The sequence below is a fragment of the Bacillus kalamii genome, assembly GCF_047238185.1.
Lineage (GTDB): Bacteria > Bacillota > Bacilli > Bacillales > DSM-1321 > Bacillus_AD.
In genome coordinates this window covers 2,676,473-2,694,166 of sequence record NZ_JBDFMI010000001.1, presented here as the reverse complement: position 1 = coordinate 2,694,166, position 17,694 = coordinate 2,676,473, and the positions used below count along the sequence as shown (strand labels likewise).

Here is a 17,694-nt window from a genome sequence, read left to right as displayed (position 1 = left end):
GTACCATAATTTTTCAAATACTGTTAACTGTATGATTTCTTTGGTGTCAACAAACAAATAAGTGGAAAGTCCCGGTGAAAGCAATGTCATCGGGACTTTTGTTATTTATTGAGTAAGCTATTAGTGTTTGTCCCCTAGAACGTAAGCAAAAGCCACTCTTATGTCGGAGAGTGACTTTGATTCCTCCGCTCCTTTATTTTACTGGGGTGAAACAGGAACGGGCCTCTATTGCATTCAACATTCTATGGTTGTTTGCCCCGCATCACAATTTCATTCCTTGGTTTGTAAAAATCAGTATATAATCTGGTTTTTGCTACTTTTTTACCATTTATATACGTTTCTAAAAAAGTTGCTGAACGATATCCGCTTTTACCAGATGCCAGTTGTTTTATCCTTCCAGGCCTTAGTGCTGTGCTTTCAATAAACGTAATATTTGGCTTTATTTCTGCCAGAATTTCGCTTGTTAAACGATATTCGATATTGCTGGCTTTTACTGTGTTGGATGAATGGATTTTAAATGTAAGCCAGCCGTTATTGGCGATTCCTTCGATATAAATGGGAATAGAATAGGGATTTTTAAAGATGAGATCTTTAAAAGGAAAAGCGATTGCTGCATCATGCCCAATGGGGACATAATTGATCGCCATACTATGGTTAGAACGTGTGGTAGGAATGATGCCAGCTTTAATAAGGGCGTTAAATAATGTCGTGCTGACTTGGCATACTCCGCCTCCATAGCTGCTGATAACCTCCCCTTCAAGATAAGAACCCGCCTTTTGATAGCCTTTATCCTTGGTTGTGTTGCCTATATGCTTATTAAAGCTGAATTCTTCCCCGGGCATAAGGATAGTCGAATCAATCGCATTTGTCGCAAGGGCGATATTTATATTGCGATTGGAATCGCTCTCCCTTACAGTATATTGCGTCGAAAATGTGCCGATTAAGGCGTCTATTTGCTTCAGGCTCTCCTTGGTGATGGTTGGTTTGACTGGATCTGCCGGGATTTGAATTGTACTGAGCTCTTTGCCGCTGCTTATTTGATTGTTCAGGAGAGACAGCAATTCAGCTCTGCGTATTTTTATTCCGGTTGTATGATCAGTAAGCTGCCGTGTTCCGCCGGTTATCTTTAAAGTGGCATTATGCATTTTGTTTTCCTGAAGCTGTTCAATGCTTGTAAGTGTATTTTTCCATTTGTCCATGTTTAAAGAGGCTCCTAAATAGTGCGTGCGGTCCGAATATTTGGGAGTTACGGCGAAGGGGGTAGGAATGCTAGCGGACTCGCCAAAAGGATCGGATTCTTTAAGGAGATCAAAGAAATCGAAATGAAGGCCAAGATCGTTAAGTGTTGTATGATAGGAATGTCCGTTAATATAGAGTTGGACCTTCTTTTTGTTTTCTTGAAGCGGAAAAACAGGTGAAAGCAAAAGTGCTGAATCGTTGGCAGCCGCACAATAAAGGGGAGGCATGATGGACAAACTTACAGCAAGTATGATGAAGAGTATGATCCATTTGGACGAAAAAAAAGGCATGTACATTCACTTCCTAACAAAGTTCACTATGTACGTTAGAATGTCGCAAAAACGTAATTTTAAGCACAATTAGTATGATTTACAATAAATGCATGATGGGATGGGAAAGGAGTGGCGAAATGAAGGAAGAAGTGGCTCTCTCGGTAAAACAGTTAATAGAATTCGTCTTGAAGAGCGGAAGCATCGATTCCGTTTTTTCTGGGCAGGACCGTGCTTCCGAAGGTACGCGCCTACATCGTTTGCTGCAAAAGAAGGAAGCGGAAGAGTACAGCGCTGAAGTCCCCTTATCTACTCTTTATGATTATAAAGGCATTCCGTTCCGGATTGAGGGAAGAGCGGATGGGATATATGAAGATGATGGACTATGGGTGATCGATGAAATCAAATCTACCGTACGCCCATTGAGCGAAGTGGGGGACGGTCAAGTTGTGCATTGGGCCCAAGCCATATGCTATGCCTTCATTTATGCCCAAAAAGAAGATTTGAATGAAGTGGCCATTCGTTTAAGATATATCCAAGTCGGAACCGAAGAGGTAGTAGCCCTTGAACGGAAATACAGTTTGGTGCAATTAGAGACAGAGTTCCGCTACTATCTGTCCCTATACGAGAAGTGGGCCTTGTTCCAATTGGACTGGAAGGAGGCAAGGGATTCATCCATCCGCCAGCTGGGATTTCCCTATTCACAGTACAGGGATGGCCAAAGGCAGCTGGCTTCAGTCGTATATAAAAGCATTTACCATAAAATGAAGCTGTTTTGCGAAGCCCCGACTGGAACAGGCAAAACATTATCCACTTTATTTCCGGCCGTTAAGGCAATGGGTGAAGGGAAAACGAACCGGATTTTGTATATAACAGCCAAGACAATTACGAGAAAAGGGGCTGAAGATACTCTTTCCCTGCTGAGTGAAAAAGGCCTTCGTTTAAAAAGTATAGTATTGACAGCCAAAGATAAAACATGCTTTTTAGAGGAACGTAATTGCACACCGAAGCATTGTCTATTTGCGGAAGGATATTTTGACCGTGTAAATGAATCCTTATTTGATATGCTTCAGAATCATGACCATCTTTCACGAAAAGTCATCGAAGAGTATGCAAGCAAGCATCGCATTTGCCCGTTTGAATTGTCTTTGGATGCCACTCTATGGTGTGATGTCGTTATCTGTGATTACAATTATGTTTTTAATCCCCATGTATATATTAAACGTTTGTTCATGGACAGGGGCCGTAAGCCGACAGTGTTGGTGGACGAGGCCCATAATCTTGTCGAGCGCGCTAAAGACATGTATTCCGCCAAACTGTCAAAATCAATGCTGATAACAGCGAGAGAGTCATTGGGCCAGAATGAAAAGGGGCTGCGGAGTGCCATACGTACATTGCAAATGTTCTTTTTGGATAATGAGAAAAAAATGGAGGATGGGAAGTCTTTGATTTGGCCGGAACTGCCGGATCGGCTCGAAGAACTTGTTTCTGATCTAATCCAGCAGTTCAATGGATATTTACAAGCAAATCCCCTTAATAATGAACTAATGCAGGTGTACTTTGACATTTTGGCTTTTCAAAAAATAATGGGTCTATACAGCGAGGCGTACAGAACGGTTCTTCAAACAGAACAGGGTGATACAGAGATTCAACTGCTCTGTCTGGATGCTTCCGATTTGCTGAAAAAGGTAACGAAGCTGGCAAGCTCCACTATTTTTTTCTCTGCTACTCTTTCTCCGCTCCCTTACTTTTCTTCTGTCTTGGGCGGCGATGAAGAATGTAAGTTTTTCCGGCTATCGTCCCCCTTTGATGCTGGGAACGCCAAGCTTCTTATTGATGCTTCGATTTCTACGAAATATAAGGACCGCCCTGAAAGCATAAAGCCTATAGCAGAACAAATACATGCGATGGTTATGGAGAAAAAAGGGAATTATATGATCTTTTTCCCCTCCTATCACTATTTGCAGGAGGTCTATTCCGCATTTTCCGCCATGTACCCTGATATCCGTTCCATCTGCCAGAAGAATCAAATGGCAGATGAAGAAAGAGAAGCGTTCTTAAATGAATTTGAAGAAAAACCTTCTGAAACGTTGATTGCCTTTTGTATCCTCGGCGGTATTTTTTCCGAAGGCATCGATTTGAAGGGGGAACGATTGATCGGCACATGCATTGTAGGTGTTGGGCTTCCCCAATTTACGGAGGAAAGGGAATTGCTGCGCGAATACTACCACTCTCTATCTGGAAACGGTTATGAGTTTGCTTATACCTTTCCCGGGATGAATCGTGTTTTACAGGCTGCTGGCCGTGTCATCCGCGATGAAAAGGACAGAGGCATCATCCTGTTGATAGATAGCCGTTATCGCACACAGTCATATAGGCTGCTGTTTCCCGATCATTGGGAAGAAATGCTTTATGTGCGGAATACGGAAATGCTCTCTGAAGCAATTAAACAGTTTTGGGATGTCCAATAAAGAAGCCAAATGGATTGCCGATGGAAATTGGCATACATTTGGCTTCTTAATTTCGTATTGGATGAAAAGGGCTCGAATCAAAGCAGGTCCTTTCCGCTTTTCTTCGGAAAAGACTCACCAGTACCGGCTTTTCGGTGTCGAGCCTTGTACCTGGCCTGCTTGGAAATAAGCCACATGCCTGAGTCATTTCTTAGGGTTTTATATAATTGTAGCCTTCTTGTTGTTTTTCGGCTATTTCGACTACTCCGGCAGGGACGATTTTAATAAAAGAATGTATGTCGTCCGGTTTCAGGCCATATGTAGTAAGCGCATTGTTGCAAGCAGCTATGATGACGTGTTTTTCGGCTAATTCTGCAAGCTGCTTCGCCTCTTTTTCCCCATTTTTTGCAATCACTCCTTTTACTGCTTCTCCATTTGCGACAATCTCCACATCAAATAATTGTCCGCTTTCCTCAAAGTTATCGACTAAATTTCGGACATTTCCGATTGTCATTGGCCAAAGATCCATTGAATCAATATGAAAAAGAACTTTCATATGTTTCTCCTCCTTTTTATATGTTGTATTGTTTTTTCCCCATTTTGATAACCATTAATCGTATAGACGATTAGAAAGGATTTCATGTATGTGTAGCGAATACCATTGGATAGAGGCGAACAAGTTGAAAGATGTATTTGCCAAAAGGGGGAAAAAATGAAGAAATTGATCATTATACTGTGTACTATGATGGTTCTTTCTGGCTGCCACTGGATATCTTATAGCGACGATTTGTCATACGAAGAGGTCAATCTATATAAAACAAATAAATCTATTTTAGAATTTGTTGCTTCCAAGCAAGAATCCAATGGTGCCTATATATGGGACACTGAGGACGGAAAATTGTATGTTTTGTTGACCGGCATCCAAGTTGATGCGGATGGGCTGACCCGTACCTATACTGATGTTTCCATTTCCTCCGAAAAGAACGTATTGAAGGTTTCCTTCAAGGAGAAAAAAACAGGGCCTAGCCAAGAGGATAAAGAAAAGACCCAACGTTTATTTAAACTATATTTGGATCAATCTTATCCAAATATATCTGTGGAAAAAAACGGAAGAAAATCGGCATATACATTGGCCTCCAAGGAGAATGATTGAAAAGGGAGCGATCAAACCTGATTTTTCCATGTCCGACAATAAGAAAAATGAAAGGTGTAAACCGGAAGGGAGCCATTCCGGTTTACCGGAGTATCAGCTGTCCTAAGCCACGGTATGGATCCGAAGAAGCCTGCTGAGCAATAGCAAGTTTACCGATATTTAATTGGCCGTTTGTGCGTATTTCTCTGTTATGATGGATATACGACATAAAATAAAAACAGAAGGTGTCATCATGCTGAAGAAATGTACTCACTATACGGGAGAAATGCCGGTTTTTGAAACAAAGAGGTTATATTTGAACGAAATAAATCCAGCTATCCTGCTTTATTTGAATAATCCGGAGCGAAGGGTGGAAGCTCAACGTTTTTTTCATTTGGAGAGAGAGAACGAATTGGATGATACGTTTCAGAGGTATTCAACCTTCCTTAGTGATAAAGGCGTTGTCAGTTGCCGGGATTGGCAATTAATTGAAAAAGAAACGGGCCGGTTAATCGGATATTGCGGGTACTCTGATTGGAATATTGATTGCAATCAAGCTATGCTTCGCATTGAACCAGCCGCCGACCCTCAAGTGTGCATGGACCTTTTTTGTGAAGCTCTGTGTGAGGTGCTGAAACAAGGATTCACTTCCATGCGCTTAGTTGAAATCCAAAGCGAGCCTTCTCCCGGCAAAGATCTAATTTGGCCCCTAATAGAACGTGTATTAACAGAAAATCAGTGCAGGATGCACAGAAATCGGGAGAGTATTCAAGAGGGGGCAATCAGTCAATAGGAACATAGAGCAGAAATATAGGGGAAAAGGGCGAGTAAGGATATAATAAAGTCATATAAACTACCCGTTATTTGGTTGAGGAGGCATTATGGAATACGTAAAGGAGTTAGAAGAAGAAATACTCCATTTAAAGGGAGAGCTGGAGAAAAGCCAGCGATTGATTAAGGATTTATCGGCACCGATTATTCCCTCGATTCTTCCAGAAACTATTCTAGTACCAGTTGTCGGGAATTTATTTCCCGAACGATTTGAGGCAATGAATGCCAAAATATTGAGTGCGGCAAGTATAGAGGATGTTACGACAGTTGTCATCGACTTTACCGCTATTACTTCAAAAGAAATCGAGGAATTGGATACATTTGATTATTATGTAAGGAGCCTAAAACAGTCATTGCAACTGATGGGAGTCCACTCAGTCTTTGTCGGTTTCGGTCCGAATGTAACGTTGAAGCTATTGCAATCGGATTTGCTTCAGGATGATTCATTTGAAACATATCTATCATTTAAGAAGGCGCTGGAAACGTTGGCGGCTAAACGAGGATATGGATTCGTGAAATTAACGTCCGCAGAATAAACTGCCCTCATTTAATGGCGGCGGTTTTTTTGTGAGCTGGAAGTCTATCGATTTTTCCCAATAAAGAAAAAGGCGGGAATGTCTATCGCAAGCCCGGTTTTGAAGACAAGGGCAGCTTGCTGGCGGGCCATAGCTTTCTGCCTGGGAAAGTATTCGTGATATAAGGAAATAAAGAGGGCTAAGGAATGTATAGCAAGGAATAATGGAAGTGATTGGGGAAAGTGGCAGTGTATGCGCAAATATTTTCGAACAATATGTGACAATCGACAGGGCGGGTTTACTCGTCTATTTCTCATGGTACACTATCTGTTAAGTATAAGGTAGGACATAGCAAGAAAATAGAGTGGAGGAAGCATCGATGAAATTGGTGACATGGAATATAAAACAAGGGGGAACGGGCTCTCGTTTTGATTCTATCATCTCGCATTTGTTGGAACATGGAGCAGACTTAATCATTCTGACTGAATTTTGGGTGGGGGATGAAGGGGACCATATTAAAAAAGGACTTTATGATGCCGGTTATATTTATCAGGACATCCATACAGCCCCTTTTAAAATGGACTGTGTATTTGCCGCCTCAAAAATTCCTTTCCAAGATGTAACTGATATGAATGAATATGCAGTGCCATATGAAAGATGGGTCGATTTATATTTCCCGGAAAAAGATTTGCAGGTGCTTGGTATCCATATTCCAAACACAATGATTAAGCTTCAGGATAAAGAGGTGTTTTGGCAGGAATTGATTGAATATGCCCGCAAGCATAAAGATGGGCGTTGTGTCATAATCGGCGATTATAATACCGGTCTTCCTGAGGACACGGCTGGCTTAAAAATCGAGTGCCTGGAATACCTGAAAGAATTGAATGCTATGGGTTGGATAGATTCATGGCGTTATACCCATAAGGATGGAAAACAAGTCAGCTGGCATTCGTACAGCGGGCAGGACTGGCGGATCGACCATGCTTATATTTCGCCTTCCTTAAGCAGCCAGTTAGTGCAGTGCCATTATTCGCACCAAGAGAGAATCGATCAATCGAGCGACCACTCGGCTCTTGTAATTGAATTGAATGATAAAGGGAAGTAACTAACCAATGGGCATTTCTTTGAGAAATGCCTTTTCATTTTGGAGGCATTCATGTCAAATCATTGAACCTTTTGATTGATCCATTTAGGTTGGACGATTTGTGGTAAAGAATAGTGAGGGGTATTTTTTTAGCAGGAAAGGGAATGATCGACATGCGGATTCTTACATGGAATATCCAGAATGGCGGCTTGCATGCAAGTTTTGAAAGTATTATCAACCATTTAATGCAGCATAAGGCTGATATGGTTGTTTTGACGGAGTTTTGGGATAACCCCAAAGGGGCAGCCATTAAAAAAGGGTTGTTCGCTATGGGATATACGTTTCAGAATACCCATGTTTCACCCTATAAGATGGATTGCGTGTTCATCGCCTCGAAGATTGATTTTTATGATGTGACGGATACAAAACATCCGAATATCCCTTATGAAAGATGGGTCGAGCTGTACATTCCTGAAAAAGAGCTGTATGTCCTTGGGGTGCATATCCCTAACTACTTGACTAGAGTGCAGGATAGGGATTGCTTTTGCGAAAACCTGGTGCTCTATGCGAAAAGCCATAAGGAGGACCAGTGCGTCATAATAGGCGATTATAATACGAGCCTAACGATAGACAGCCAGGGCCCTCCGAGAGGCTGCCAGCAATTGCTTCCGAAATTGGTCAAGAACGGATGGACCGATTCATGGCGAATGGCAAATGGAAACCAAGCTATAGAGTATAGCTACGAGGATGATGGGGGTTATGGATTCAGATTGGATTATGCTTATATTTCGCCTAGTTTGAAACATGCTTTGTCATATTGCCATTTTTCACATGAAGAGCGGTTCGATCAATCCTCGGACCATTCCGCCTTATTAGTTGATTTGAATATATAGACTTAAGGGGTGTGGATGGTCTACACAGCAAATAGCCTCTCTGCTTGTAAATGTCAACATAAATATGTACACTTTCGCTTGGATAAGGATGTACAGAATTACTCGTTCTCTTTTGCTAAATGATCCTTTAATCGGTATGAATCACCTATCATAGGCACAACTGTCGCATGATGTAAAATGCGGTCTAATATGGCATTGGCCAGTTTAGGTTCCTGAAATATTTCATCCCACGCTTTGAAATTCACATTGGTTGTTAAGATGGTACTTCTTTTTTCATATCTTCGATCAATCAGCTGGAAAAACAACTTAGCGTCTTCGTGATCAATCGGTAAATAACCGATTTCATCGATGATTAACAGTCTGTATTTGCTGTAATGCTTCAAACGGCTCTCTAACCGATTTTCTAATCGAGCTTTCCTCAAATTTTGAATCAAGTCATGGCACTTAATAAAATAGGTACTCGTCCGTTTCTTTGCTGCCGCAATCCCTATTGCTGTGGCCAAATGGGTTTTACCGACACCACTTGGTCCTAAAAACACAATATTTTCATTCTCCTCGATAAAACGCAATGTAAGGAAGTCTAGAATCTGCTGTTGGTTAATCGATGTTTGAAAGGTAAAATCGAAATCTTTCACCTCCTTAAAATGAGGGAAAGCTGCGACCTTCACCATCGATTGCGTCATGTTTTTCTCCCGTATGTCTATTTCATACGCAGTCAACTTGATTAATGTGTCGATAAATGACATCTGATGCTTTACGCTGAAGTCTACGATTTCATTTAAATGTAAGCTCATTTGCTTTAACTTTAGATAGTCAAGATTCCATAATAATTGTTGATAGTTTGTAGTTGGATTCATTATTTATACACTTCTCCAATCGTTGCTAAATTCCGTTTTGCTAAATCGTCGATTTCAGGATAATGAGGGGTGGAAACAAGTAAGCTTGCCTTATAATGTTCCTCTTGATAATTAAGTTTAGCGTTACTAATTGGATGTTGGGCGATCAGTTTCATGTTATAATAAATCCACAAGTAGTCATCATACACCTGTAAGCCTACTTTTTTTCCTTGATATTCTGGTGGTACAGAGTATTGATTCGATTTGTAGGAAATCATGTTTGATGCATTGACTTTTACATGTGTATGTTTGATGCGATAGGAATCTCTTACTTTGTCAGTTGGTAGCTGGAGTAAGTGGTTCCTTTCTTTTTTGAATTCCATAATCGGTATTTTCCCCGTTCCTTGATGGATCTGGTGATTCATTCTATTCCCTAAATCCTGTATGAATAGATGAAGTTCCTCCATTGTCAGTTGACCTTGGTACGCATGAATTTCATCAAGGAGTTTCATTGTGGATTCAATTTTCCCCTTGGTTCTCGGTCGTCCTGCAATACATGGTTTGACTTTAAAATCAAAGTCCCTCGCAAACTGATCAAATTTCGCATTCACTTTCCCAGGTTGATAATCAGTCCTCGCTTCATCCATTACCGTTTTCATATTATCCGTAAGGATTTCAGCTGGAACTCCGCCAATTGCTTCAAAAGTATCTGTTAAAAAAGAAAGTAAGGTACTCTGTGACTTAGAAAGACTTAATTGAAATGTTCGGAATCTGGAATTTGATAAAATGAAAGCCGCCACATTGACTTCTATCTTTTCTCCCTCTTTGGTTTCGAATAAAATGTTTTCCTTCCAATCTAATTGGGCCTGCTTACCTGGTGGCGTTTCAAATCGGACTGTCCCTTTGGGTGAAGAAATACGTTTATCCTCTTCAAAGTAGGCATTAAATTCAGGTGTACGAGCTATATACGCACGGAAGGTTGAAGCTCCACATTCCAATCCATGATTGTCTTTTAGGTACTGCCAAAGCATACGACGGTAATAAAATACCTGTTTTGAATCTTCTGATAACAATGCGGCTATTATTTCATAATAAGGATCAATCTTTGAGGGCTTTTCCCTTTTTCTTTTTGGGATAAAGCCATTTAGATATTTATCAATTGTCCGCCGATCCACACCCAATTCCTTTGCTAGCTTACTTTTATTGATTTTCATTTTCATATGCTCCATAATCTGTTTGAATTTCGGTAAGTCTGAAAGACTTTTAATCTCAAAATCGATATCAATATTCATTGTTATGTACATACTAATCCCCCCAAGATTAGTATGTAGATTCATATCAAATTTGTACATATTTATTCGAGCAATACTGTACATATTTAAATTAGCATTTCTACTCTGCTTAAAAGGGAGGCTATTTAAGGCTGAAGAATATATTTCTCTGACGCCACTCGGAAAGCGAATGAATGGATACATTTCTTAATGATAAAGCAACATAGTTTGCGATAATAGCCCATATAGAAAGATCTTTATTTTGTTTGATTACTGAAAAGAATAACAATTCCATTAAGAAAATAGCCAATTCCATATACATTTGCAAAAATGGCAGCCCCAAAACCACCTTTATCATAGTTGGAGACAAAAATCAAAGTGCCCCAAAAAACAAACGGCGAGAGTAATAGAATAAAGATGCCAGCTAGAATCATTCTCTTCTTGCCTTTTGCAAAAAAATAGACAATTAGATTTGTTAATGCAAATAGTAATGCTCCTAAAAATATGATTAAATATAAATCAGTCATCACATCTTCCTCCTAGTAGATTTTTATTTGTATTAGAACTACAAAAAAGGAAAAATGAAAGGTGAAATCACTTGCTCCATGGTGTTATATCTATTCCAGAATCGGAGCAATTATCCTGTAAATAGATAAACCAATATCCGTTTTTAATGTTTTTCCTTTTTGAATAGGGTTGATTAGATAAAGTAAAGGAATGAAAATTTTTATGAATAAACAGCGTACTATTATTTTATATATAGGAACATCAATCGATGGCTATATTGCAAATGAAGATGGTACATTGGAATGGCTAGAATCAACGGAAGTAGAAGGAGATAATGGGTACAATTCACTTTTGGAAAGAATTGATACAGTTGTAATGGGAAAAGGGACGTATGATACTATTCGTGGATTTGATATGGATTATCCGTATAGCAGATATAAAAACTATGTGTTTTCCACCTCTTCCAGCGGATCAGATGAATATGCTTCATTTATAAATAGTGATGTCAAAACATTCATAAAGGAAATAAAGCAAAAGCCTGGTAAAGATATATGGTTAATTGGTGGAGGAAAGTTAGCCCATGATTTCTTTAAAGAAAATGTAATTGATGAATTTCAATTAGCCATTGCTCCAATCGTTTTAGGGAAAGGGATCTCTCTTTATACCGGAGAGGATATTACTGTAAAATACACACTGGCCAAAGCAGAAAAAGTAGGTCAGCTTGTTATGCTTCATTATATAAAAAAGTAGTGCCGCCACTCTCTTATGGGAGATATAATCTTTTTTCTTTCTAACGTCTTTTTTGATTGGTACTCCGTCAAAAATGAATCATTTTGTGTAGTATGTTTATCCTTGGTATACTGTTCAGCCAGTGCTTATTGGCTGGACTTTTTTCGTGATAAAAAGGAAATGCTAAGCAGAGGGCGATTTTAGAACAAATCGTTATTTCCGCCTGTTCTTGCTATGTTTAATCATTTGCTAGGATATAGAAGCATTTTCACTCTTCTTCCTTTCCGTTAAATTGTCAAAACTGCCAGAAATGTCATATATCGCTTATAGTATAATAGAATCACAGTAAGTAAGGCTGTTTGTTCTACTAAAATGAACGCGTAATGTGAGGAGTGGACGTTGTGAAGAAGATAGCGGTTGTAGGTGGGGGAATCACTGGATTAACTGCTTTATATGAGTTGCAGAAGGTAATGAGAGAAAAAAAGGAAGATATTGAATGTGTGTTAATAGAGAAAAACAAAGATTTGGGAGGGAAAATCGCTTCCTATCATGAATCCGGATTTATTATGGAAACCGGTGCAGATTCTATTGTTGCCCGAAAAGACAATGTCATGTATTTGGTGGAAGAGCTTGGATTACAGGATGAGCTTGTCTATAATGCGACCGGGATTTCCTATATCTATACGAAGGGGGAATTGCACGCGATACCTGAGGATGCCGTATTTGGAATCCCTATGAGCAAAGAGGCTCTGTTCCGCTCCACTCTCGTATCGGAAGAAGGGAAGCAGGAGGCTTTGAAGGATTTCGAAATGCCTAATACTACCTTTACAAAGGAAGATTCGATCGGCGATTTCCTTACGTATTTCCTTGGGGCTGAGTTGGTGCAAAATCAAATAGCGCCGATTCTATCTGGTGTCTATTCGGGCGATCTCCATCAATTGTCCATAGCTTCGACCATGCCTTATCTTTTGGAATACAAAAATGAATACGGGAGCATTATGAAAGGATTGGCTGCCCATCAGGAACAGTTCAAACGGTCCAGCGACAAAAAATTGATTTCCTTTAAAAATGGATTATCGACTGTCATGGATTTCTTTGAAAAAGCATTAACGGATGTGTCTATCATGAAGGGCAATGGCGTTGAGGCTATCAATCAGGCAGAAGATGGCTACATGCTTACTCTCGAGGACGGCAAAATACTCCAAGCTGATTATGTTGTACTGGCGACAGAACATCAGGCAGCACAAAAAATGCTTCATTCAAGTGAATTAGAGGCTGATTTTAGTTCCTTCAAGGATAAATCTCTTATCAGCATCTACATGGGTTTTGACGTTCAGGATGCCGTGCTTCCGGCAGATGGAACGGGCTTCATCGCCACGGCTGACGGTGGATTGCTATGCAATGCCTGCACTTGGACAAGCAGGAAGTGGCCGCACACATCTTCAACGGCAAAACTGCTCGTCCGCCTATTCTATAAAAATAGCTTGCCGAACTTTGAGGAGCTTTTAGCGATGGACGAACAATCATTAATAAATACGGCATTGAAAGATGTCCAGTCCGGGCTTTCACTAGCAGAAAAACCCATTTCCGTAAAAATCACCAAGTGGGACAATCTGATGCCTGTATATAATTTGAACCATCCCCAAGCCGTGGTATCGCTGGAAAATAAATTGGCGTTGGAATTCCCTGGTATATTCCTTGCGGGCTGTTCATATTACGGTGTAGGCATCGCCGATTGTATCACGAATGGCAGAAAGACCGCAGCGTTAATTGGGAAGAGCTTGAAAGGCAAATAATCTTTTGGGGTGGGGGATGGATAGGTTGCAACGTGGATTCCTATGCTGTTTAGCAGCAGCCAGTTTTGTGTTCTTTCCTTTATCAGTTTGTGCTTCAGGCTATGATGGGATGAAAGTCCAATCAGAAATAAATAGACAATTGTCAAAGGTGAAAAATGAATTAGAGTCGAAAATAAAGGAAGCAAGCAATCTTGAAGAACAGAAGCAGGCAGCCTATGACGAATGGAAATCCATTACGGTCAAGCAAGCGTCACTGGAGATTAAACAATACAGACAGAAATCAGATCTTCTGCAAACCCAGGAGCAATTAGTGAGCGCAGTTGAAGACGAAAAGGAATTGAAGCTGAAAGTAAATCGGCGTTATCAAATTTTTTCTAAGCGATTGCTTGTCATCCAAGAAGAACGCGGCAACCATAAAATCCTTTCGGTGCTAGTCAATTCGAGAAGTATATCTGACTTTTTAAGCCGCTCGCTGGCCCTCTCATACATAATGAAGGCCGATCAAGCCATGATTGATTCTCTAAACGAAGATCTTACCCAATATAAACATGCTAAAGCGACTGCAAGAGATCAATTGGAAAATCTACAGGCCTTACAGAATGAATTGGAGCAGACGGAAGCGGATTTGAATGCGCAGCACACGGCAAATAAGGGATTTTTGGCATATGTGAGTACCCAGTATGGTTGGACCTTAAAGGAAATTCAAAGCCTAAGGGCGGAATATGTCGAATTGGAGCGCAAGGCGGATACCCTGCAAGTACAGGCGGGCAATGAAATAGATTCCTCTGGAAATAGGGGCTTTGATGTCCGGGGTTTTCCGAAAGTGGCAGCAGCCGCTTTAGATGAAGTTTTATCTGGCCGGCTGACAGGTTATGGCTCTGTTTTTTTTGAAGTAGGAAAAGAATACGGAATAGAACCGGCCTTTTTAATGGCTGTGGCAATGAGCGAAACGGGCGGCGATAGCCGTTGGCTCCGCGAGTATAACAATGTTGGCGGCTTCATTCATAATGGGCCGATGTCTTTTTCGACAGTTGAGGAGAGCATTCGTTATATGGGTTCATTATTATCACGGCTTTATATTCAGGACGGACTATATACAGTCGAGTCGATCCATGCTCGTTATTCACCGGAAGGGGCTGGAAATGACCCGGCAGGCTTAAATGCCCATTGGGTAAAGAATGTGTATACATACCTTGGAAAAGCAGGGGTTCATTAACGTATAAAAGGGGCGTCCAGCAGGGCGCTTTTTTTCATCCCATTTCTTGTAGGCCTTAAGCTTGTCGGGGATAACCGGCGCTTTCCGCTTTTGATTCATCCAGCTGCAAGCACCATCCCCTCGAGGTCTTAAGCCGTGCCACTGTCAAAGGCGAAAACCAGCCTTTGTCAGTGTCCCTCTTAAGCTTGTCGGGGATAACCGGTGCTTTCCGCTTTTGATTCATCCAGCTGCAAGCACCATCCCCTCGAGGTCTTAAGCCGTGCCACTGACAAAGGCGAAAACTAGCCTTTGTCAGTGTCCCTCTTAAGCTTGTCGGGGATAACTGGTGCTTTCCGCTTTTGATTCATCCAGCTGCAAGCACCATCCCCTCGAGGTCTTAAGCCGTGCCACTGACAAAGGCGAAAACTAGCCTTTGTCAGTGTCCCTCTTAAGCTTGTCGGGGATAACCGGTGCTTTCCGCTTTTGATTTCATCCAGGAAATTGAGTGAACGATTTCACAATGTTGATCGTATTATAGATAAAGGGAAAAAGAAGGTGTGAGATATGCTGGAAATCAAACAGTTTTCAAAAAGTTATAAGAATGGAGAGAGGGCAGTTGATTCATTAAGCCTGCATGTGGAAGACGGGGATCTTTATGGGTTCATCGGGCATAATGGAGCTGGAAAGACAACGACGATTAAAGCGATCGCCGGCATTTTGGACTTTGAGGAAGGTGAGATTGAGATCAATCGATTGTCCATACGGAAACATCCACTTGAATGTAAAAAAATGATGGCTTATATACCCGATAATCCAGACCTATATGAACATTTGACCGGTATCCAATATATTAATTTCATAGCTGATTTATATTCCGTTTCTGCGAGAGACAGGGAAACGCGCATTCAGCGGTATGCCAATGAATTTGACATAATGGATAGCCTTGGGGATTTAATTTCCTCCTATTCCCATGGCATGAAGCAAAAGGTGGCTATTATATCCGCTTTAGTGCACAAACCGACATTATTGATTTTAGATGAGCCATTTGTTGGTTTGGATCCAAAAGCAGCCTATACATTGAAAAGGATTATGAAGGAGCTTTGCAATCAGGGTTCCTCTATCTTTTTTTCAACACATGTTCTGGACGTGGCAGAAAAGCTGTGCAATAAAATTGCCATCATTAAAAGCGGACGTTTGCTGATCAGTGGAGATATCCAGACAATAAAAGGAAATAGCAGTCTGGAGGACACTTTTTTGGAGATGATAAAGAATGGATAATATATGGCTGTTAGTTAAAATTCAATTGCTTCAGCTGACGGGTTTTAATAAAGCCCGCTACGCAAACAGTAAGAGGGAAAAGCGGAAATGGACAGCGATTTATTGCGGATCCTTTTTCTTGATCGCTTATATGTTGGCTGTCGGGTTTCTATACAGTTATCGGATGGCTTCCATGCTGGAGAAATCCGGGAGCTTGGATTATCTATTGGGATTGATGATGGCTGCAGCGAGCCTTATGTCATGTATGGTGACCTTATATAAAGTAAATGGGATGCTTTTTGGTTTTAAGGATTATGATATATTGATGTCCTTGCCGATCAGGACGAGTAGTATAGTGGCCAGCAGAATAGTCATTTTATATATTTTAAATATCTTGTTTTCTTTAATGGTAATGGTTCCCGCCGGTTTGGTATATGCCGTCAAAGCTTTGCCGGGGCCAAGCTATTATCTGATTTTTACCTTGACGGTCCTGGCTATCCCGATTGTACCGATTATTGTGGCCACTTTTATCGGTTATTTGACGAACATTATAGTGATGCATTTTAAGTATGCCAATCTGCTTCATCTACTAGTAACATTTGCTGTTTTAATAGCCTTTATGGCAGGCATGCTTAGTATGTTTGGAGGCTCAGGGGACTTAACAGAACGCTGCATTGATTTAATGGGGAAAATGAATACATTTTATCCTCTGGCCCATTGGTATATGGAAGCAGTCTGCCAAGGGAGCATTCCGTTTTTCTTCTTATTTGTAGTCAGCTCCATGGGCATATTTATTGTGTTTACGTTTACTGTATCCAAGCGTTACAAACAAATCAATACGACATTGATGGCTGTACAAAGAAAAGGGCAATTTCTTTTGGGGAGCCAAGAAGCATCTTCTCCCTTCGTTGCGTTATACAAAAAGGAATTGAAGCGATATTTCTCGACGAATGTCTACGTCCTCAATACAGGTTTTGGCATTGTTCTTTATACTTTGTTAAGCGTAGCTGTACTGTTTACCGGGCTTGATTTTCTTGGAGAAATGGTCCAGGTAAAGCATTTTGCGCAGTATGCAATACAGTTCGCGCCTTTTATATCATCCGTTTTTATTGTTTTATCTTGTACGACTATGTGCTCTTTATCGCTGGAAGGGAAAAATATCTGGATCATCCAAACAGCCCCGGTCAGTGCCCAAACGGTTTTTTTGAGCAAAATGGCTGTTAATCTGACAATCACAGTTCCGGCTATTCTGTGTAATAATCTGTTGCTTCTTTTTGTCATTAAAGGTCCATTCCTTGAAAGCCTTTTATTATTCGCCATTCCGCTTACGTATGCAGTATGGACTGCTCTAACGGGCATCGTCTTGAATTTGGCCTTTCCCAATTTCGATTGGACCAGTGAAATGGCGGTGGTCAAACAGAGTGTCGCCTCATTTTTATCGATCATGCTGGGGCTGGCGAGTGTTATGCTTCCTATCGCGATAGTACTTCTTGTGCCGTCTGCTGAACGGACAATAACGATCATTCTATTATGGTTTGCCTTGATGCTACTCTCCTTCTTCTTATTTGTATTCCTGAGAAAAAAGGGTGAAGGCAGGCTTATGAAAATCGGGTAAAGACTAACAGTGTATGTACGCTTAGGTAGAGAGGCTCTCCTTTTGGGGAGCCTCTTTTGTTTTCATGCAGGAGAG

At 40.8% G+C, this 17,694-nt stretch carries 17 protein-coding genes; 11 read left to right on the top strand and 6 right to left on the bottom strand.

Going from position 1 to position 17,694, the window contains the following annotated elements; genetic code table 11:
- Positions 1 to 242 precede the first annotated feature (242 nt).
- Positions 243 to 1,529: a VanW family protein gene (locus ABC357_RS13380; protein WP_412887990.1), complete on the bottom strand. Its 1,287-nt coding sequence runs from the start codon at positions 1,527 to 1,529 to the stop codon at positions 243 to 245.
- Positions 1,530 to 1,648: 119 nt separating this feature from the next.
- Here ABC357_RS13380 and ABC357_RS13375 point away from each other — a divergent pair, with 119 nt between their 5' ends.
- Complete coding sequence (locus ABC357_RS13375) at positions 1,649 to 3,979, top strand: ATP-dependent DNA helicase (RefSeq protein WP_412887989.1); 2,331 nt, start codon at positions 1,649 to 1,651, stop codon at positions 3,977 to 3,979.
- A gap of 190 nt (positions 3,980 to 4,169) precedes the next feature.
- On the opposite strand, the gene ABC357_RS13370 is transcribed toward ABC357_RS13375, so the two are convergent.
- The gene (locus tag ABC357_RS13370; RefSeq protein ID WP_412887988.1) at positions 4,170 to 4,514 is read right to left on the bottom strand and encodes a DsrE family protein; all 345 of its coding nucleotides are present in this window, start codon (positions 4,512 to 4,514) and stop codon (positions 4,170 to 4,172) included.
- Between the two features lie 156 nt (positions 4,515 to 4,670).
- On the opposite strand from ABC357_RS13370, the gene ABC357_RS13365 reads away from it, so the two are divergent.
- The 5 genes from ABC357_RS13365 (at position 4,671) to ABC357_RS13345 (ending at position 8,413) form a co-directional block, all read left to right on the top strand.
- A complete protein-coding gene (locus ABC357_RS13365) occupies positions 4,671 to 5,111 on the top strand; it encodes a hypothetical protein (RefSeq protein WP_412887987.1) in 441 nt (146 codons plus the stop codon).
- A 232-nt stretch (positions 5,112 to 5,343) separates the two neighbouring features.
- Positions 5,344 to 5,883, top strand: coding sequence for a GNAT family N-acetyltransferase (locus ABC357_RS13360; protein WP_412887986.1), 540 nt, complete (start codon positions 5,344 to 5,346; stop codon positions 5,881 to 5,883).
- A gap of 88 nt (positions 5,884 to 5,971) precedes the next feature.
- Positions 5,972 to 6,457: an STAS domain-containing protein gene (locus ABC357_RS13355; RefSeq protein WP_412887985.1), complete on the top strand. Its 486-nt coding sequence runs from the start codon at positions 5,972 to 5,974 to the stop codon at positions 6,455 to 6,457.
- 358 nt (positions 6,458 to 6,815) lie between these two features.
- The gene (locus ABC357_RS13350) at positions 6,816 to 7,541 is read left to right on the top strand and encodes an endonuclease/exonuclease/phosphatase family protein (RefSeq protein ID WP_412887984.1); all 726 of its coding nucleotides are present in this window, start codon (positions 6,816 to 6,818) and stop codon (positions 7,539 to 7,541) included.
- Positions 7,542 to 7,684: 143 nt separating this feature from the next.
- Entirely contained in the window at positions 7,685 to 8,413 is a 729-nt protein-coding gene (locus ABC357_RS13345) for an endonuclease/exonuclease/phosphatase family protein (protein ID WP_412887983.1), read from the top strand.
- 98 nt (positions 8,414 to 8,511) lie between these two features.
- On the opposite strand, the gene istB is transcribed toward ABC357_RS13345, so the two are convergent.
- The 3 genes from istB to ABC357_RS13330 all read right to left on the bottom strand — a co-directional run bounded on the left by istB (position 8,512) and on the right by ABC357_RS13330 (position 11,047).
- On the bottom strand, positions 8,512 to 9,270 hold the full coding sequence (gene istB, locus ABC357_RS13340) for an IS21-like element helper ATPase IstB (RefSeq protein WP_412885551.1): 759 nt from the start codon (positions 9,268 to 9,270) through the stop codon (positions 8,512 to 8,514).
- Positions 9,270 to 10,553: an IS21 family transposase gene (gene istA / locus ABC357_RS13335; RefSeq protein WP_412885845.1), complete on the bottom strand. Its 1,284-nt coding sequence runs from the start codon at positions 10,551 to 10,553 to the stop codon at positions 9,270 to 9,272. The genes istB and istA overlap by 1 nt, the downstream gene beginning before the upstream one ends.
- 224 nt (positions 10,554 to 10,777) lie before the next feature.
- Entirely contained in the window at positions 10,778 to 11,047 is a 270-nt protein-coding gene (locus tag ABC357_RS13330; protein WP_412887982.1) for a hypothetical protein, read from the bottom strand.
- Positions 11,048 to 11,249: 202 nt separating this feature from the next.
- Here ABC357_RS13330 and ABC357_RS13325 point away from each other — a divergent pair, with 202 nt between their 5' ends.
- The 3 genes from ABC357_RS13325 (at position 11,250) to ABC357_RS13315 (ending at position 14,768) form a co-directional block, all read left to right on the top strand.
- The gene (locus tag ABC357_RS13325; protein WP_412887981.1) at positions 11,250 to 11,777 is read left to right on the top strand and encodes a dihydrofolate reductase family protein; all 528 of its coding nucleotides are present in this window, start codon (positions 11,250 to 11,252) and stop codon (positions 11,775 to 11,777) included.
- A 380-nt stretch (positions 11,778 to 12,157) separates the two neighbouring features.
- Positions 12,158 to 13,552 carry a protoporphyrinogen oxidase gene (gene hemG, locus ABC357_RS13320; protein WP_412887980.1) on the top strand — a complete coding sequence of 465 codons (1,395 nt, stop codon included), beginning with the start codon at positions 12,158 to 12,160 and terminating at the stop codon, positions 13,550 to 13,552.
- A 16-nt stretch (positions 13,553 to 13,568) separates the two neighbouring features.
- A complete protein-coding gene (locus ABC357_RS13315; RefSeq protein WP_412887979.1) occupies positions 13,569 to 14,768 on the top strand; it encodes a coiled-coil domain-containing protein in 1,200 nt (399 codons plus the stop codon).
- 55 nt (positions 14,769 to 14,823) lie between these two features.
- On the opposite strand, the gene ABC357_RS13310 is transcribed toward ABC357_RS13315, so the two are convergent.
- The gene (locus ABC357_RS13310) at positions 14,824 to 14,991 is read right to left on the bottom strand and encodes a hypothetical protein (RefSeq protein ID WP_412887978.1); all 168 of its coding nucleotides are present in this window, start codon (positions 14,989 to 14,991) and stop codon (positions 14,824 to 14,826) included.
- Between the two features lie 320 nt (positions 14,992 to 15,311).
- Between ABC357_RS13310 and ABC357_RS13305 the strand changes: the two genes are divergently transcribed.
- Positions 15,312 to 16,025, top strand: coding sequence for an ABC transporter ATP-binding protein (locus ABC357_RS13305; protein WP_412887977.1), 714 nt, complete (start codon positions 15,312 to 15,314; stop codon positions 16,023 to 16,025).
- Complete coding sequence (locus tag ABC357_RS13300; protein WP_412887976.1) at positions 16,018 to 17,619, top strand: hypothetical protein; 1,602 nt, start codon at positions 16,018 to 16,020, stop codon at positions 17,617 to 17,619. Before ABC357_RS13305 ends, ABC357_RS13300 begins: the two co-directional genes overlap by 8 nt.
- The last annotated feature ends 75 nt before the right edge of the window (positions 17,620 to 17,694 follow it).